This window comes from Acetobacter sp. (assembly GCF_047721705.1).
Classification (GTDB): domain Bacteria; phylum Pseudomonadota; class Alphaproteobacteria; order Acetobacterales; family Acetobacteraceae; genus Acetobacter.
In genome coordinates this window covers 19,630-36,419 of record NZ_JBDNXK010000027.1, presented here as the reverse complement: position 1 = coordinate 36,419, position 16,790 = coordinate 19,630, and the positions used below count along the sequence as shown (strand labels likewise).

Here is a 16,790-nt window from a genome sequence, read left to right as displayed (position 1 = left end):
ACCCACGACCCCCAGTCCCCCAGACTGATGCGCTACCAGGCTGCGCTACTGCCCGTCAGTAATGAACGCGCATTCTCTAGCAGGCTTGCCCCACCACCACAAGGGATGTTCTGGCTCGCTGAAAGAGAATCAGTTCTGGGCGGCGATAGCTGTCCGCATATCCACAAGCCGGGAAAGAATATGCTCCAGACTGGAACGCATTCGCGTGTGTTCCGCGTCGGTTTTTTCGTCACGTACCGTCACGGTCATCGTGACGATTTCCGGCTCGGGCTGAGAAACTGCGACAGTTTCTTCCGGCTCGGTAACGGCATCGCTCGCCGCGTCCTCCGCTACCGGCGCGTAATCACCACTGACTTCGTCCTCAAGGCCCTCAGCACCCTTCTCACGCAGCACGCGCTGAACACCCTTGATGGTGTACCCTTTGACGTAAAGCAACGTGGCGATACGCCGCAGAAGATCGACATCTTCCGGACGGTAGTAACGACGACCACCACCGCGCTTCAGAGGACGCACCTGATCGAATCGTGTTTCCCAGAAACGCAGGACATGCTGCGGAACCTTCAGTTCGTCAGCGACCTCACTGATTGTCCGGAAAGCAAGCGGGCCTTTGCGACCACGAAATTCGACATCCGTCTCATCGACAGGGTTTTCATCCTGATCAGTGCTCATTCGGATTCGTCCTCAACGGACGTGCCATTCACGCGCGACCGCAGAATCTGGCTGGGACGAAACGAAATGACGGAACGCGGCAGAATGGGAATTTCGACCCCGGTTTTCGGATTGCGACCGCTCCGGCGTCCTTTGCGGCGGACCATAAAGGTTCCGAAGCCACTAATTTTTACGGATTCACCTGATTCCAGCGCGCTGGACATCGTCTCAAGCACGGCCTCAAGAAGCGCCACGGACTCACTCCGGGACAGCCCTACCTGAGTATAGATCTGTTCTGCCAGACTGGCGCGCGTCACTGTCGTCATGATGCCAAAGTAACACGCTCATACGGCTCGTCAATTCATCCTGCATCACAAGACGAAAAAGGATTACATCCTGACGAGCGCCGATCCCCATGTGAGGCCACCACCAAGCGCTTCCATCAGAACGAGATCGCCCTGTTTGATGCGGCCATCACGCACGGCTTCATCCAGCGCCAGCGGAATCGATGCCGCCGAAGTATTGGCGTGACGGTCAACAGTCACGACCACCCGCTCCTTTGGCATTTGCAACTTGCGGGCAACGCCGTCGATAATCCGGATATTGGCCTGATGCGGCACAAGCCATGATACATCAGCGTATGTCATGCCGACCGATTCCAGCGCTTCGTCAACGGAAGAAGCCAGCTTGCCCACGGCATGACGAAAGACTTCCCGGCCGTTCATCTTGAGATGGGCACTACAGTTGGGAACACCCACCGCGCCATCAACATACAGGATGTCACCCGTGGAACCATCAGCATGCAGATGCGTGGTCAGAACCCCGTTCTCATCCGGTTTGTCAGTGGCACGCAGGACAACAGCACCCGCGCCATCACCGAACAGCACAGCGGTCCCACGATCGGACCAGTCGAGAATGCGGGAATAGACTTCGCTGCCAATGACCACGACGCATTTCGCGTTCCCGGCACGGATGAATGCATCCGCCGTGGAAAGGGCATAAATAAAACCGGAACAGGCGGCGGCGATATCAAAGCCGAAGCCATTTTTCACGCCAAGATCGTTCATCACGCGAACGGCCGTCGCGGGAAAAACCTGATCCGGGGTGGAGGTCGCCAGAATGACGGCATCGACTTCGAGCGGATCGATTCCGGCGAAGTCCAGTGCTCGCTGGGCGGCACGTGCGCCCATTGAAACAGCCGTCTCGCCTTCGCCTACGATGTGTCGCTGACGGATGCCCGTTCGGCCACGTATCCAGTCATCGGAGGTATCGAGACGTTCCGAAAGCTCGTCGTTGGTCACAATTCGTTCGGGGAGATAACTGCCAACACCGACAAGCAGGGATCGTACTGTCATCCGACACACCTTCACGACACAGACGACGTCATTACGCCTGCGCTGTTTTCGTCAAAAAGACTGTTTAGAATACAACGATCACGCGACCGACTGACGCTGGCTCTCGACGACTGGACGAGTCGCCGTCAGGGACGTCATGTGGACAAGCCTGTCACGAATACCTTCGTTGAAATGATGGGTCACCATGTCCATGGCCACATCAACGGCCGAGGCAAAACCCTCGGCGTCCGTACCGCCATGAGACTTCACCACAACACCATTCAGGCCGACAAAAACCGCACCATTATAACGCCGGGGATCGAGCCAGTCCTTCATCCGCCCAAGAGCAGGACGCACGAGCAGGTAAGCCAGACGACCGGCCAGACTGCTCGTAAACACCTGCCGGAACAGACCGGACGCCATTTTCATGGTGCCCTCTCCGGTCTTCAGAGCGACATTACCGGTAAAGCCGTCCGTCACCACCACGTCCGTTGTTCCGGCCGTGATGTCATGCCCCTCGACAAAACCGTGAAACTGGTTGGCCAGCGGACTGTCACGCAATACGTCGGCAGCATGCCGGAGCTTTTCGTCGCCCTTCAGTTCCTCGGCGCCTACATTGAGAAGGCCGATGGTCGGGGAAGGAAGGCCGAGCACGGCCTTGGCGAAGGCCTCACCCATAACTGCAAATTCGACCAGATTGCGCCAGTCGCACCCGACATTGGCACCCAGATCCAGCATGACGACATCACCCTTCATGCTCGGACTGATGGCGGCCATAGCCGGACGGGAAATACCGGGAAGCGTCTTGATGACGATCTTGGCCAAAGCCAGCATCGCACCGCTGTTGCCAGCGGAGACCACACCAGCGGCTTCTCCTTCCGACACGGCGTTCATCACCAGCCGCATGGAAGAATCACGCACCCGCAGAGCGGTGGTCGGTTTCATATCCATGCTGATGGAAGACGGTGCATGCCGCACGGTGCAGATCGCAGCCGCCTTGGGATGCTTTGCCAGCAAAGATTTCAGGCGGCGCTCATCACCCACGAGGAGTATGCGCGCACCCGGATGACGGTCGGCCGCCATAGCCAGACCCGCCACAACCATTTCCGGCCCACCATCGCCTCCCATGGCATCGACTGCCAGAGAGAAAGAACAGGCCTGATCGTCTGATGTCACGCCGGAGCGCTCCGTTTCATTCATCAGGACGCCCGTCCTGCATGCACGAGGAACGAAGCCTCCATATCTGGGATGCCAATCGTCAAACCACAGAAACCGCTATCAGGCGCGGACAGCAACCTTCAGGGCCTTGCCGGACGCAATCACTTCACGACCGTCATAGTGGCCGCAGTGGCTGCAGATATTGTGCGGGCGCTTCAGCTCACCGCAGTTTCCACATTCGGCATAAGCCTCGGCACGAAGAGCCTCATGGCTACGACGCATACCACGACGGGAAGGTGACGTTTTTCTTTTAGGTACAGCCATGGGTCCAAGCCCCTCCGAAACGACGACATCCGGAAACCACCCGTTCTGGACGGCTGCCGGATAACACTACAATTGAGGGCGGGCCTCTAACAGACCAGCACCACTTCCGCAAGGACTCAGAAGGAACAGATTGCCCTGCGCTCCATGCAGAGGCCCTATTTTTTCTCGCGCCGAAGCTTGTCCAGCGCCGCAAACGGATTGCGTTCACCTTCTTCAGCAGCCTGCTCTTCTTCCAGCAGGGATGCGTCATCCTCGCTGAGAATTCCCTTGGGAAGCCCGTCTCCGGGCCGCCGGGGATAAGGATCGAGGATCAGCGATAACTGCTCCACCGTCGCCTCACCCAGATCAATCGTGGTGCCGTCATAGGGAATTTCATCGATGCTATCCAGATTTTCACCCAGAGAACCGAAACTGTCCTCTTCCCTGAATCGGGACTCAGGAACGAATCGGAGCGTGAACCGCTCTCCGATCACATCCTCGAATTCTTCAAGCGTGCGCACACAGACCTGACTGAGCTTTGCCGTCAGGGCTCCCTCCGCCAGTATGTTGCCCCTGAATTCGGAATGCAGTTCGTAACGACATGACAGGGCCGCCACCTGCGGCAGGCCGAGCCGCGCGGCAATACGCTCACACTCCTTGGCCGATGCCGTCACCACAATCTCCCGTGGCGCATCCACGGTTGCATCTCGCAGCGTCCTGACGAGCACGGGACGAGACAGTTCAAACATACCGGACGTGGTCATCGCAGCCCTCCTTAGTTGCCCGGAATCGTCATTAGACGACCGGCCGAGCCAAACATGAGCAGATTGACAGAAAACACTCTATCGGGCACCCGCTCCTTGTGCTTTAACACCTCAAGTGCCTCGGCACTCAACTCCCGGAGAGAACAGACCCGCGTCATGTCGAAGCGTCAGCCTTCCGCCCGAAGCCAGAAGACAGTCCGCTCCTTCACATGGGGCAGACAGATGCTTATGGCAATGAGCCTGACCGGTGGCCTGTTCGCTCTTTCCGGCTGCGCTCTGGTGCAGAACTCTCCAATGCCGCGCGGCTCGCTGATTGAAGCGGATGACTACAACCAGCTGAAGCCCGGGGTCAGCAATCGTGCCGATGCGCTGGATCTGCTCGGTTCACCCACGACCAAAGCCACGTTCGACGACAACACATGGATCTATGTGTCCATGATGACGGCGCCGACGCCTGCAAACTTCCCTCACGTCACGAAGCAGCAGGTGGTGGTCCTCAATTTTGATCAGGGCGGCACGCTGCGGACCATGCGGACGCTTGGTCTGAAAGACGCCAAGCATCCCGGGATGGTCGGTGACACGACGCCTACGCCGGGCACCAAAATCAATGTTCTTCAGGAAATCCTTGGCAATGTCGGGCGCTACAACCCGATGCAGGGCATGATGAACAACAGCTCGTTTGGTGGTGGTAGCAATTCCGGCATGATGGGCAGCATGAATGGTGGCCCGGGACATGGCGGTGCGGGCAATACCCTGCCCTGATGAGCTGACGCTGGAGCAACATCCAGCTTCATTTAACGTGGCAGTGTAATCCGGACGTTCAGACCGCCTTTCACACTGGCGTCCAGTTTTATATCGCCACCGTGAGCGCGCACGATATCCCGCACGATCGTCAGTCCTAGTCCGGTTCCTCCCCGCTTGCCGCTGGTGAAGGCGCGGAACACTTCCTCCCGCCGGTCAGCGGGAATGCCGGGACCATCATCGTCGACCTCCAGCACGATGTTGCGATCTTCGCCATAGCCGGTGAGCCAGACGCCCGCATCGAGACGCCGTGCATTCTCCACCAGATTCGCCAACATCCGCCGCAGCGCATCCGGGCGTGCTTCCAGTGTCAGCCCCGGATCACAGGAGACATCGCAGCGACGAATGCCGCTGCGGAGGGCCGCAGCCGCCACATCATCCAGCAGAGCCGCCACGTCGATCTCCTGCGGCTCCTCCGCCCCTTCTCCGCGCGCGAAGGAAAGGTAGCTCTCGATCAGCCTTTCCATCTCCGCAACATCCCCGATCATGTCGTTCACATCTTCCTGCAGAACGGATGTCTCAATGGTTCCGGAATGAGGCAGCATGGCCAGCGACAGACGAAGACGGGTCAACGGCGTGCGAAGATCGTGCGACACACCGGCCAGCACCGCCGTACGCTGGATCACGAAGCGTGATATTCTTTCCTGCATGCGATTGAAGGCCACGGCGGCCTTGCGCACCTCTCGTGCGCCTTCCAGCCGAATCGGCCCGATATCGCGCCCTAGCCCGAACTGTTCCGCTGCCTTGGCCAGCCTGCGCACGGCACGCACCTGATTGCGCATGAAGAGGGCCGCGATGGCGAACAGCAGAAGCGACCCACCCAACGCCCACAGCACAAACAGCCAGAGCTGCCCGACATCAAGGCGTTTACGGGGGGCATCTACCTTCAGCACGCCATCCGGCAACTGGATCATGATGAAGACGTGATGTTCATCCGTCAGCCAGTCGACAAAGAACGGGTAGGAAATGGTGGTTTCCAGCGCATGGACGAGATCTTCATCCATGGGGCCCAGCACATGGGTGGAGCCCTGCTTCGTGAGGTGTGCGCTCTGGTGCCATTCCAGAGCAAGCTGCGTGCGACTGCGGACCTGACGCGCCAGCCAGTCACGGTCGCCCCGGGCGTGATAACGTTCGAGCAGGTCGAGTGACAGACCGATTTCCGCGACAATGCTTTCCGACATGCGCCGCGACATGACATGCAGGTAGTTGCCGTAGAACAGTTCCAGCGCGATGCCCTGCGTGACCAGAATCGGCACAAGAACGATCAGCAGCGACCGGCCGAGAAACGATGTCGGCAGAACACGGCGCACGGACCGGTCAATGCGATCATCGCTCCAGAACGTGCGCCAGCCACGCATACGGCCTCAGATTCCGGGCTTGAGCACGTAGCCCTTGCCACGAATGGTATGCAGGTAGCGCGGCTCACGGGGATCGGTCTCGATACGACGGCGCAGGCGCGTCACCTGCACATCCACCGCACGCTCGCCGATCTCGCTCATATCGAGCGCAGCCGCGATCTCCTCGCGGGAAAGCACCTCGTTGGGTCGACGCGACAGGACAGCCAACAGAGCCGCCTCACCGCCCGTCAGATGCACCGTGCCCCCTTCGCCGGAAAGAATGCCGCGATTGGGGTCGAACTCGAGAGCCCCTAGCCGCACGATGCGCAGATTATCGGACGGAGCGGCGGGTGTCAGACGGCGCAGATGCGCCTTCAGACGCAGCAGCAATTCGCGCGGCTCGAACGGCTTGCCGAGATAATCATCCGCGCCAGCCTCCAGCCCGGTGATACGGTCCTCAGGCTCGCCACGTGCGGTCAGCAGCAGGATAGGAATATCGAGCCCCTGCTGTCTCAACGCGCGGGTCAGTTCAAGCCCGTCCTCCCCCGGCATGGTCACATCCAGAACCACGGCATCGGGCAGCATGAAACCAAGAGCCTGACGCGCCTCACCCGCAGACGCGGCGCTCGTCACACGGAAACCGCTTTCCAGCAGATAACGATGCAGCAGACGTCTTAGGCGTGGATCATCATCCACCACGAGCACATGCGCGCCCGAACCATCCTCGCGCACTGTGGAGGCGCGTTCTTCGTCTTCCCCATACATCGCGTCATTAACCGCCATCCACCCGACCTCCCTTGCCTGTCATCTCCTTTGTTTTCCTCTCACCCCGGGCCAGAAAATCCCGGCTGCGTTCGGACAACATACCTTCGAGAACCTTACGGAATCCCTGCACTGCATCACTGCCCGCATTACGGTAAGCCGCGACCATCCATTCACGCTGGACCGAAAACAGGCGCCCTTCAATCCCCCGCCCCGCATCGGTGAGAGAAAGAAACCGCTGCCGACGATCCTGGCTCCCCTGTTCGGCAATCACCAGCCCCCGCTCCTGGAGCTCCGCCAGTGTGCGCGCGAGACTCTGTTTCGTAACGCCCAGAACCGTCTGCAACGCACCCACCGTCAGCCCGGGCCGAAACGCCAGCATCTGCAAAGCGCGATACTGCGCGCCTCCCAGCCCACATTCCTCCAGCAAAGGCGCCAAAGTCTGGGCCAGATCCAGTCCCGCCAGCACCATCAGTTCCTGTGCGAATCTGACCTGCTGCTCCCGAAGAAAAAGGACGCCTTCACCCGCGACGCTCTCGTTTCCCGAGCGAGTAACGCCGAACCGGGTCACGCCGCCTGCGCCGCTGGCCGCTTGAACACGCGCTGTTTGAGTTCACCAAACCGACGCACATTTGCCAATCCTGAATCGAGAACATGCTCCACGACAGCACGGTCGGCTCCACCCAGCCACGCCAGAAATGTCGGCAGATAGATGGTGGATAAAGTCAGACGCTTCGTCGCCCATGTCACACCGCCCGACATGTCTTCCGCCGCGAACCAGATGGCGTTGACAGTCCGACCAAGAATACGGGGCGCCACGCCTTTCTGACAGGGAGACAGCAGGAACGTGGCGGCGCGCCGTTCGGCAGCGCGATAGGGCTCCAACAGCGCCAGCCGCTCAAGCACTGCCCTGCGCACGCGTTGGCTCAGGCGCGAACACTCGCCCTCGTCGATAGCGAACCGCACACGTTCGACCATTTCACGATCAGCCAGATCAGCCCAGGCTTCGATCAGTTCGACACGCCCACCCGGAAAAAGCAGGTCCGCGTCCTTGCCCGCCACTTCGCGGAGCGCCGCGATGGTCCAGCCCTTCTCGCCCGCTACGGTAGCGAGCGCACGGAGCGCCTCGTCCCGTTCTGGCGAATGCTCCAGTGTGGGCGGGGTAACCCCCTGAAGCAGGCCATATCCAGCGCCTGCCACAAACTGAAGAACGCCTAATTTTCCAAACATCACACATCCTGTCCCGCAATGGTCTCCGGCGTCAGGAACCGGCTGGCTTCCGCATCAAAGCCCATCAGGCCAAGATCTGTCATCCTCATCGGATAAAGAACACCATCGAGATGATCCGCCTCATGCTGGATCACGTTTGCGTGGAACCCGCGCGCCACGCCAGAAACGGGCTTTCCCTCCCGATCCAGTCCTTCATACTTGACCTGCATGTAGCGCGGAACCCAGCCGCGCAATCCCGGAATGGACAGACATCCCTCCATGCGCAACACCTGCTCATCCCCCACCGGCGTCAGCACCGGATTGATGAGCACCCGCACGCCAGAAGGCGCGTCCTCACCTTCCTCCTGTCTTGCCTCCGGTACGTAGTAGACAAAAATTCTTTTCGAAACATGCACTTGTGGGGCCGCCAGACCGACGCCACCCGCATCATGCATCGTTTCAATCATATCATCGATGAATCCCTGCACTGCAGGATCCATCACATTCTCAACGGGATCGGCCTTCCTCAGCAGCACCGGATGACCCATCCGGGCGATCTTCAGCAATGTCATGTCCTGTTTCCTTTATCGTCCGGCAGGATAGCCTGCCTTTCATCGACACGGGAACGCCTGCGAATTCGATTTGTCTTTTACCGTTCGTGTGTGGTAAGCAGCCCGCCACTTTGATGCGTGTTTCCATTCGGAGTCGCGCGACAACACAAATTCATGGATCGGCAGCGAAAAACCAGCCGGTTCTTTCAGGAGATGACTAGCCAGTGCAGGTTCTCGTTCGCGACAACAATGTCGATCAGGCTCTCAAGGCACTCAAGAAGAAGATGCAGCGCGAGGGGCTTTTCCGTGAGATGAAGCTTCGTCGTCACTATGAGAAGCCGTCCGAGCGTCGTGCGCGTGAGGCTGCCGAGGCTGTGCGCCGCGCCCGCAAGATGGAGCGCAAGCGTCTCGAGCGCGAAGGCTTCTAAGACCTTTTACTTCGTATTCTGATACGGACTGGAAAACCGGCTTTCGCAAGGAAGCCGGTTTTTTTGTGGTTGCAGCCCTCTCCTTCACATTGCAGGCCCCCCTGGAATGAACATCCAGACGGAAAGACTTATCCGGCGCCCATGGAGGGACTCTGACCATCACCCATTTGTAGACATGTCGGAAGATCCCACCGTCATGGAGTTCATGCTGCCCCTCAAGCGTGAACAGGCGCTTGGTGCATGGATCGATGACCAGATTGCTCACATGCAGGAACACGGCTTCTGTTTCTGGGCCGCTGAACGCAAGGAAGATGCAGCATTCGTTGGAACTGTGGGCCTGCGCAAGATCGCCTACAATGTTCCCTTCACACCCAGGCTGGCGTATCGCGCGTCTTTCGGGGGACATGGTTACGCCCCTGAGGCCGCAGCGGCGTGTCTACAGTATGGATTTGATGTGCTGGAGCTGCCTGAAATTATGGCCATCACTGTGCCGGCCAATTGCAAATCACGACGTGTCATGGAGAAGCTCGGTATGCAGCATGATCCTGACGATGATTTCGACCATCCCCGTGTGCCTCACAGGCATCCGCTTCGCCGCCACGTCCTTTATCGACTGTTCCACGAATAATGGATTGAGAACGCACTCCCGACACTGACATAGTTCCGGCACTTCTGCTGCATTTTTCCTGCTTTTCAATGCCGTCAAAAAAAGGTCTGTGGAAAAACCATCTGGAGCGCCACGAGGGATTTAAAAATGAAAACAGGCCCATCACAGAGTGTGATGGGCCTGTCCAATGTCGGATTGATAATCCCCGAAAGGTCTTCAGAACTCCGCCGACAGAGTGAAGTGATAAACGCGCGGCAGGCCCGCATACAAAGTTGAGGCTGCTCCCGAGGTGCCGCTGGGTGCACCTGTAAAGACTGAAGACCAGTAGCGCTCGTTTGTAACGTTGCTAACTCCGAAACGCGCCACCCACGGGAAACGGGCGACGTGGAAAGCATAACGCGTTCCAAGTTGCAGAGTCGTGTAAGAGCCGGTGTGCAACGTGTTGGTAACGTTGGCTGCACGGTTACCCATATAATGGACATTGGCAGTGAAAGCCCACCCGGATGCGAAGGATCCAAGCGATGCGGGCAGACGATAGTCCAGCAGAAGATTGGCCTGCAGAGGGGCTGCGCCTACAATCTCTTTTCTGTTGAGAGTGGAAGAAGACGCCCCAACCAGTTCAGCATCCAGCCAGGTCATGCCAGCAAGAACAGACAGATTGGGCAACACTTCACCCGAGATCTGGGCTTCCACACCATAATTGCGCTGTGTGCCACCGTATTGATAGGTCTGGCAGTTCGTCTTGGCAGCACAGCCCGTAGGATCCGCAGCTGCAACATACATGGCGTAAGGTGACGTCATCCGGAAACCGGCAACGTTGAACTGCATTTTCTGATAACGCACCTTGTAGCCGACTTCGTATTCTTCGGAATGCGCGATCGGGAGAGCAATGTTCGTGTTGGTATAACTTGCGTTATTGGGCGTCACCGGACCAGCTTCAACCGACCGACCATAGGTAAAATAGAAGGTCTGATTTTTGGTCGGCTTATAGATCAGACTGGTGGTCGGACTGAAAGCTGCTGACGTCGCAAAGGTTTTTCTGAGCGGACTGCTGGCATTGAGTGCGCCTTCCTGATGGATCCAGCTCCAGGCCAGCGTTCCCATGATCGACCAATGTTCGTTTATCCGCAGCGTATCGCCCACGATGAAGGACTGCGTCATCACACTGCTGGATTTATAGCGCCCATGATAATAAGGCTGCGTTCCACCGGAAGGTGACGCGCCATAAAGATTGTGCACACCCAGATTCTGCGCACTCGTCACAGCACCCGTGGGATTGTAATTGCCCATCATGTAGCCGTTGGTGCCGATGACCAGATCATGTGTGATCGGGCCCGTGTGAACACGACCATTGAAATAAGCCATGTTACTGCCAACACGGAAATCATTGGCCGTGGTTGTTGCGGTTGCTTTTGAGCTGAACCATCCATTGCTGCCGGTCAGGCCAGAACAGGTCTTACCCCCATCGCACAACGTATCGGCCACACCAAAGGCCTGTCGTGCTGCATCCTGATACAATCCGCCGAGTGTGAAGCTCCAATCCTTGTTGATCTGGTGCCGGATCTTGCCAAGGAAAGTATTGGTTTCCATGTTATAACCGCTCCACTCGGGAGCCAGGCGTTTGCTCAGGTCAGGCGCTTCGGGCAGTTTGCTGCCGCCCACACCGGTCGCCGGAATACCAAAGCCGGGCGCTGTTCCGCGCTGGTCATAAGTGTAGTGGCTGGCGTCAATTTCGATAACGGTCTTGTCGTCCAGATGGAAATCGAAATCGCCACTGACCATTTCACGGCGCACCGAACTTCCCTGCGTATAAGCAGTGCCATCGGCATGCAGCATGTTCAGGCGGTAGCCAAACCACCCATTCCTGCCCAGTCGACCGGAAATATCGCCATTGACGGTAGGCGTGCCGACGGAATCCACTCCGACTGAAAGCCGCTCGGTCCGCCGATCCGTTGGACGTTTCAGCGTGTATTCAAAAACGCCCGCCGGATTCTGGGGTCCGTACATCGCGCCAGCAAGCCCGTTGAGCACCTGCAGGTTGTCGACCCACTCCGCCGGATATGGCGTTGTGGACACCACGTTCAGTCCATCAAGACGGGAGTTGGAAACAACATCCGCCTCGAACCCGCGTGACTGCGGACGGGACGTGTTTGGATCACCGCGGATTTCCAACTGCACGGAGGGCAGATACTCAGCCAGATCGTTGAGGTTACGAACCTGCTGGTTGACCACAACGTCATGCGTGACACCCATGACGGAGTAAGGCGTGTCCAGTGTATCCCGATTACCCAGCGGACCCAGATAGACGATCTTGTTCATGTATTTGGCACCAGTGCCGTCTGCGGCATGGTGACCATGAACGTTCAGCGTTTCGCCATTGGAGCCGTCCAATATCCCGGCAATGGGGGTCGTCGTGGCGACCGCTTTGGACGAAGACGGCTTGGTTGCAGGTGTTTTGGAAACAGCCGCTTTTTTTACGGCGACCGGCTTGTCGGTCGTGTTCTGCTGCGTGGGCGCAGGCGTTGCAGCCAACGCCGAAGTTGTCAGCAGAAGGGCGCCAAACGTTCCGGTGACGAAAAAACTGTGAAAACGATCGTGCATAGATCAGGCGAGTCCGGATATTAAAAGAAAGCAACAGATGCGATCCTTCTGCCGGGCCGGAGACAGGGTTGTCTATATATCTCGGTGCATAAACCTGTATATGAGGCAATATAATCACAGAGTGATGCAAGAATAATACAGTTGCGGCACTGGCATGGCCGAAAATGGCAGTAATGAGCCGATTCTTCATGCCACCGAAAAATCGGGGGAATGCAAAGCTGTCCGATTCAGGGTGGCCATATCGCCCATCCGGCAGAGCGATGCTGATCGCTCTGGCTTCGTCGAAGATAGCAGTTTTCAGACTCACATATGATGGCTGGCTTCCGCGCCTGACTCCTGATCGGAAGCCATACCACCGCTCATATTGCCCCCCATGCCGCCGCCCATACCTCCTTCGCCACCGCCTTTACCGCCGCCGTCTTTGCCGCCTTCTCCCTTTTCCCTGCCTCCCGAGCCAGACGGTCTGCTCGGACCTTGGCGGGGAAGTTTCAGGTCAGACGGTATGCGTTCGATATCCAGTGCCTTGCGGATGAAGTCACGCAGCGCGACAACAAGATCATGCGTGTGCACATTCCGTCCTTGCGCCAGTTCTGACGCGGCCTTCACGGCCAAACGGACATGCTCTTCCGTTCCGAGGAGAATAATATCGGACAAAGCGGATTCAACAGCGTCCCGGATGCGCCGGGCCCGCTCCGAACTCCCCGATAATTCGAGAGGCGCCACATCTTCGGAGTTGCCATTACGCTGCTTTATATCCTTCAGATGCAATGGGCTGACGCTCAGATCCCCCGTGAAGGAACCTCCTAAAGTCTTGTAAGCCGCAATAAGTGTTCTGATCCGCTCATTGATCTGGCGGTTCAGGCGTTCTCTGCGCTGCTGGATAGTCAGCATCATGACAAGACGGACGCCCACACCAAGCAGAGTCAGTAATGTCAGGCCGATAATCGTGACCAATGCACTATGCAGCGAACTGAAATCCATACTCCGCAAGACAATCTTCCTTTGATTTACTGCGGCATATTACAACCGGCATCCTGACTGAAACCAATATAGCATCAACGCCATCTGAAACTCTTTTGAAAATTCAAGCCGCTAAAACACGCATCCGCATGTCAGACACCAGACGCCCATGCTTTCCTTTTGCCAATCACCGTGATCTTTTTTCCATTCCCTTCGTCTGACACACTCATCGGCGAAGACCAGTCTCGCGGAGAAAGAACGATGGTAAAGCGCTGGGCCCTCCTGATGGCATCGGTTTGTATGGGAGCGACACCAGCTCTGGCGTGGGACATGAATGCTCCACCACCTGTCGCACCAGATTCTCTGCCATCTGATGGGAATGGTCTCTCCTCCAGCGCCGTGACCCAGAATTTTCAGTGGCCTGCTCTGGGGCTGCGTCAGTACGGCAATCATCCCATCCGCTTCGGACGTGGCCATTCATGGGGCTGCGAAGGCGCGGGGTGCAATGTCCCGCAGGTCGATCCGATGACGCCGACGCATCTGCGACTGGGGGGTGCGCAGGAATATGACAGCGTGCCGCTGGCCGAGCATTGCTATCCCTACGGTGGTGACTGGCAAGGCACCTGTGTGGGCATCGGCATGGGTGGTCAGAACATGGCCGGGGAAGCTCCCGGCATCGGGCCGGGCTCGGCAGAACAGATCGCGGGCTACGATCATTTCGACGCAGCCGCCCTGACATTGAGAACGGTTGGAGCCACCCCTATTTTCACCGCTACTGCCGCAGGACAGGATTCCACCTCGCCCTATGACGATGGCGGTGACCATGCGCCCCATTTCAGCAGAGAGGGTACAACGTTTTCCACCCCGCTTCCCATCGCCATATCCCGCTGGCTGACACAACGCGGCTCCGGGATGCGCGTCATCACCAACGAACTGGGATGTGCCCGTTCACGCTGCGCCTTTCCCAATTTCGTGGGAATCGTTTCGTCTTATGCGACGGACGACATGGGCCGGGTTACGGGCTTTACCCTCCAAGGTGGCTGGCAGGTCTTTGAAGGGGGGTTCCATAAAAACCTTGTACCCGGCAAGGACACCGTCGATGGCAGCAGTCCTGCACTCGACCGGGAATGGGCCAGCTATAACGCGCCAGCCGTCATGTTCGGCGGCTATACGAAGTCCGTCGGGCTTTATGCTTCCGTTGAAGGACCGGCACCCACACCCAACGCCCCTCCGGGCGACGTGAACAACCCGACCGGAGGCAGGAACAGTCAGCTCCGTCTTTCCGAGTTCGCGGAAATCGATCTCTGGGGCAGAGACCCCAAGAATTACAGATCAGGCATCAACGGCCTGCTCATCGACTATCGTAAACCGGGCGGCGACGGAAAGGCGCTCGACTATATCCCCAAGATGGACAGCTATAATTTCGATTCCGAAGGCGCCACGTCCATCGCCTACAAGATGGGAGGCGAATACTGGACCATTCCCTTCACCAGTCCTTCTTTCTACGCCAATGATTTCGGGGGAACGGAAAACGGCGCAGGCTCGCAAGCCATTCTCGCCGAATTCGCCCAGCGGACCATCCGTGGATATGGCTATCCGGGACACTGGGACCGACTGACCTTCTGGAACACCCGTAACACGCCGAACGGCGATTATGACGCCATCACCACCAGCCTCGGGGTGGAAATCGACGGCAAGACGGGTGGACACATCAGAGACCGCAAGGTCGATGGCGTGATGCAGGAACATATCGAACTGAACCCCAGCAGTAATCACAACGGGTTCGCCTTTTGCGGCTATCAGCAGTCCGACACCAGTTGTAATGTGGTGTTCGATGGCTCAGGCAACGCTATTGTCCGTCATACAATGGCAGCACAGACGCTGGCCGCCAGCCGTCAACTGGTCATTCCATTCGGCACGCCTGCCAGCAGTCATGCACCCTGCTCACCGGGCGAGATGAAACTGGACGCGCGGTATATTTATTCGTGTGTGGCCCCCAATAGCTGGCACCGTGTCAGTAATGGAGACAAATGGTAACCAAAAGTAACAATTTTAACACTCCATTTCTGGAAATACTTTTCAGAAACTTGATTGTTTAAGTTGAGGACCGCTATTCTTTAAAGCAGCCCAATTTTAGGGCCAGAATCGACCATAAGGCGGAGCAGCGCCACGGCACCCGTGCGCTCTGCCCGTATTGTGTCTGTAATGGCGTGGTAAACACAGATTCGTGGTGAACGGCGTTCGCTTTTTACTTGCAGTTTTTTTCCACAACATTGCACAATCCCGACGACAGACAACAGAAGAGCGCCTCCCGATAGAGTATCTCAAGAAGACCGCATACGTTCTTACGGTTCCTGTTCAATAAAAAGATTTATTCAAACTTCGACTCCATCCAACGATCGAAAATGCCTCAACGGGACGAGTGCCAGACGCAGAGCTTGCAGTGGCACAAGAACCGTTGCGTCCAATTCAAGGTGGCCACGCCACTGGAGCAAAAAAATGAACAAGGCTGAGGCGGCGTTTGTCGGATACAAGACTGTAAGCGGAGATCTATCGCCATCCGAGATGGTCTCAGTCTTGATGGAAAAACCTTCCCTCTCCCCGGTTTTTCCCAATCTACCCGAGACCACTCTAGCGCGCATCGTCAAGGATATGAACCAGACCGGCTTCGGCGTAGCGGAGAATTGTATCGACGATGCGCAGATGTTGGCGTTGCAGGCCTTTATCATGCGAAAGGTGGCTGACGCTGGCGGTGAATATGTTGCCTTTGAGGGTAATCAGCCTGTCAGTGGCACCTTTCTGGAAGCATTGTCCCTTTCTCCCGAATTCAATCAGGCGTGCCGCACGATCTATCGTTTGGGCACTGGAAAATCCGCGCCGGAAAAAGCATGCTACCAGTTGCTACGCTGTCTTTCCGGTCGCACTGGCGACCAGCATGCTTATTTTTTCCATTATGATTCGTATGTTGTAACCGCCCTCGTCCCGGTTCTGATGCCCTCAAAGGGTCAGACAGGCGACCTGATCATGTTTCCCAATCAGCGGCGCATCAGAAAGAACTACCTGACCAATCTGATGGACAAAATATTGCTCGACAATCGTCTGACGCAGACCCTGCTGAAACGCGGCTGCCGGTCAGGTTCCCTGCGACCGACGCGGATAAGGATGAGTCCGGGAAATATCTATTTCTTCTGGGGCTACCGCTCAGTGCACGCCAATGAACCCTGTGATCATGACGAGATCCGCGCCACTGCCGTGTTTCATTATCTCAATCCACACGCCGACAACCGAATGCGGCGCATGATGAGACACGGAACATCCTGAACCTTG

At 57.4% G+C, this 16,790-nt stretch carries 17 protein-coding genes and 1 pseudogene; 5 read left to right on the top strand and 13 right to left on the bottom strand.

All coding sequences use genetic code 11. The annotated features are described in order from the left end of the window. Positions 1-381: 381 nt before the first annotated feature. The 6 genes and pseudogenes from ABF824_RS06760 to ABF824_RS06735 form a co-directional block, all read right to left on the bottom strand. A pseudogene (locus ABF824_RS06760) lies at positions 382-609 on the bottom strand (MerR family transcriptional regulator); the annotation flags it as partial. 56 nt (positions 610-665) lie between these two features. Then, positions 666-974 carry an integration host factor subunit alpha gene (locus tag ABF824_RS06755; protein ID WP_415487340.1) on the bottom strand — a complete coding sequence of 103 codons (309 nt, stop codon included), beginning with the start codon at positions 972-974 and terminating at the stop codon, positions 666-668. 63 nt (positions 975-1,037) lie between these two features. Beyond that, the gene (locus ABF824_RS06750) at positions 1,038-2,003 is read right to left on the bottom strand and encodes a beta-ketoacyl-ACP synthase III (RefSeq protein WP_415487338.1); all 966 of its coding nucleotides are present in this window, start codon (positions 2,001-2,003) and stop codon (positions 1,038-1,040) included. Between the two features lie 78 nt (positions 2,004-2,081). After that, complete coding sequence (plsX, locus tag ABF824_RS06745; RefSeq protein WP_415487336.1) at positions 2,082-3,182, bottom strand: phosphate acyltransferase PlsX; 1,101 nt, start codon at positions 3,180-3,182, stop codon at positions 2,082-2,084. A gap of 78 nt (positions 3,183-3,260) precedes the next feature. Then, positions 3,261-3,464, bottom strand: a complete 204-nt coding sequence (rpmF, locus tag ABF824_RS06740) for a 50S ribosomal protein L32 (protein WP_415487334.1) — start codon at positions 3,462-3,464, stop codon at positions 3,261-3,263. 155 nt (positions 3,465-3,619) lie between these two features. Continuing rightward, positions 3,620-4,207: a YceD family protein gene (locus ABF824_RS06735; RefSeq protein ID WP_415487332.1), complete on the bottom strand. Its 588-nt coding sequence runs from the start codon at positions 4,205-4,207 to the stop codon at positions 3,620-3,622. Between the two features lie 228 nt (positions 4,208-4,435). Between ABF824_RS06735 and ABF824_RS06730 the strand changes: the two genes are divergently transcribed. Further along, the gene (locus ABF824_RS06730; RefSeq protein ID WP_415487344.1) at positions 4,436-4,969 is read left to right on the top strand and encodes an outer membrane protein assembly factor BamE; all 534 of its coding nucleotides are present in this window, start codon (positions 4,436-4,438) and stop codon (positions 4,967-4,969) included. A 32-nt stretch (positions 4,970-5,001) separates the two neighbouring features. Here ABF824_RS06730 and ABF824_RS06725 read toward each other — a convergent pair whose 3' ends face one another. From ABF824_RS06725 to def, 5 genes are read right to left on the bottom strand one after another with little or no spacing between them, the layout of a single operon-like run. After that, positions 5,002-6,366 carry an ATP-binding protein gene (locus tag ABF824_RS06725; RefSeq protein WP_415487330.1) on the bottom strand — a complete coding sequence of 455 codons (1,365 nt, stop codon included), beginning with the start codon at positions 6,364-6,366 and terminating at the stop codon, positions 5,002-5,004. 6 nt (positions 6,367-6,372) lie between these two features. After that, the gene (locus tag ABF824_RS06720; protein ID WP_415487342.1) at positions 6,373-7,110 is read right to left on the bottom strand and encodes a response regulator; all 738 of its coding nucleotides are present in this window, start codon (positions 7,108-7,110) and stop codon (positions 6,373-6,375) included. A gap of 7 nt (positions 7,111-7,117) precedes the next feature. Then, positions 7,118-7,678, bottom strand: a complete 561-nt coding sequence (locus ABF824_RS06715) for a MarR family winged helix-turn-helix transcriptional regulator (protein WP_415487328.1) — start codon at positions 7,676-7,678, stop codon at positions 7,118-7,120. Beyond that, positions 7,675-8,337 (bottom strand): hypothetical protein, encoded by a 663-nt coding sequence (locus ABF824_RS06710; protein ID WP_415487326.1) that lies wholly within the window; start codon positions 8,335-8,337, stop codon positions 7,675-7,677. Before ABF824_RS06710 ends, ABF824_RS06715 begins: the two co-directional genes overlap by 4 nt. After that, positions 8,337-8,888 (bottom strand): peptide deformylase, encoded by a 552-nt coding sequence (gene def, locus ABF824_RS06705; protein ID WP_415487324.1) that lies wholly within the window; start codon positions 8,886-8,888, stop codon positions 8,337-8,339. Before def ends, ABF824_RS06710 begins: the two co-directional genes overlap by 1 nt. A 203-nt stretch (positions 8,889-9,091) precedes the next feature. On the opposite strand from def, the gene rpsU reads away from it, so the two are divergent. Both rpsU and ABF824_RS06695 read left to right on the top strand, forming a co-directional pair. After that, positions 9,092-9,295 (top strand): 30S ribosomal protein S21, encoded by a 204-nt coding sequence (gene rpsU, locus ABF824_RS06700; protein ID WP_146887076.1) that lies wholly within the window; start codon positions 9,092-9,094, stop codon positions 9,293-9,295. A 106-nt stretch (positions 9,296-9,401) separates the two neighbouring features. Beyond that, complete coding sequence (locus tag ABF824_RS06695) at positions 9,402-9,923, top strand: GNAT family N-acetyltransferase (protein WP_415487321.1); 522 nt, start codon at positions 9,402-9,404, stop codon at positions 9,921-9,923. Positions 9,924-10,118: 195 nt separating this feature from the next. Here the strand turns inward: ABF824_RS06695 and ABF824_RS06690 are convergent, their stop codons facing one another. Both ABF824_RS06690 and ABF824_RS06685 read right to left on the bottom strand, forming a co-directional pair. Then, complete coding sequence (locus ABF824_RS06690) at positions 10,119-12,503, bottom strand: TonB-dependent siderophore receptor (protein ID WP_415487319.1); 2,385 nt, start codon at positions 12,501-12,503, stop codon at positions 10,119-10,121. 303 nt (positions 12,504-12,806) lie between these two features. After that, positions 12,807-13,493, bottom strand: coding sequence for a hypothetical protein (locus tag ABF824_RS06685; protein ID WP_415487317.1), 687 nt, complete (start codon positions 13,491-13,493; stop codon positions 12,807-12,809). 231 nt (positions 13,494-13,724) lie between these two features. Between ABF824_RS06685 and ABF824_RS06680 the strand changes: the two genes are divergently transcribed. Next, on the top strand, positions 13,725-15,500 hold the full coding sequence (locus ABF824_RS06680) for a hypothetical protein (protein ID WP_415487315.1): 1,776 nt from the start codon (positions 13,725-13,727) through the stop codon (positions 15,498-15,500). Between the two features lie 462 nt (positions 15,501-15,962). Beyond that, positions 15,963-16,784, top strand: a complete 822-nt coding sequence (locus tag ABF824_RS06675; protein ID WP_415487313.1) for a hypothetical protein — start codon at positions 15,963-15,965, stop codon at positions 16,782-16,784. Positions 16,785-16,790 lie beyond the last annotated feature (6 nt).

Coding starts and splice junctions, on each gene's coding strand:
- ABF824_RS06680 (WP_415487315.1), top strand. CDS start 13,725: ATGGTAAAGCGCTGGGCCCTCCTGATGGCATCGGTTTGTATGGGAGCG.
- ABF824_RS06675 (WP_415487313.1), top strand. CDS start 15,963: ATGAACAAGGCTGAGGCGGCGTTTGTCGGATACAAGACTGTAAGCGGA.
- ABF824_RS06695 (WP_415487321.1), top strand. CDS start 9,402: ATGAACATCCAGACGGAAAGACTTATCCGGCGCCCATGGAGGGACTCT.
- ABF824_RS06755 (WP_415487340.1), bottom strand. CDS start 974: ATGACGACAGTGACGCGCGCCAGTCTGGCAGAACAGATCTATACTCAG.
- ABF824_RS06725 (WP_415487330.1), bottom strand. CDS start 6,366: ATGCGTGGCTGGCGCACGTTCTGGAGCGATGATCGCATTGACCGGTCC.
- plsX (WP_415487336.1), bottom strand. CDS start 3,182: ATGAATGAAACGGAGCGCTCCGGCGTGACATCAGACGATCAGGCCTGT.
- ABF824_RS06720 (WP_415487342.1), bottom strand. CDS start 7,110: ATGTATGGGGAAGACGAAGAACGCGCCTCCACAGTGCGCGAGGATGGT.
- def (WP_415487324.1), bottom strand. CDS start 8,888: ATGACATTGCTGAAGATCGCCCGGATGGGTCATCCGGTGCTGCTGAGG.
- ABF824_RS06735 (WP_415487332.1), bottom strand. CDS start 4,207: ATGACCACGTCCGGTATGTTTGAACTGTCTCGTCCCGTGCTCGTCAGG.
- ABF824_RS06710 (WP_415487326.1), bottom strand. CDS start 8,337: ATGTTTGGAAAATTAGGCGTTCTTCAGTTTGTGGCAGGCGCTGGATAT.
- rpmF (WP_415487334.1), bottom strand. CDS start 3,464: ATGGCTGTACCTAAAAGAAAAACGTCACCTTCCCGTCGTGGTATGCGT.
- ABF824_RS06730 (WP_415487344.1), top strand. CDS start 4,436: ATGGCAATGAGCCTGACCGGTGGCCTGTTCGCTCTTTCCGGCTGCGCT.
- ABF824_RS06690 (WP_415487319.1), bottom strand. CDS start 12,503: ATGCACGATCGTTTTCACAGTTTTTTCGTCACCGGAACGTTTGGCGCC.
- ABF824_RS06750 (WP_415487338.1), bottom strand. CDS start 2,003: ATGACAGTACGATCCCTGCTTGTCGGTGTTGGCAGTTATCTCCCCGAA.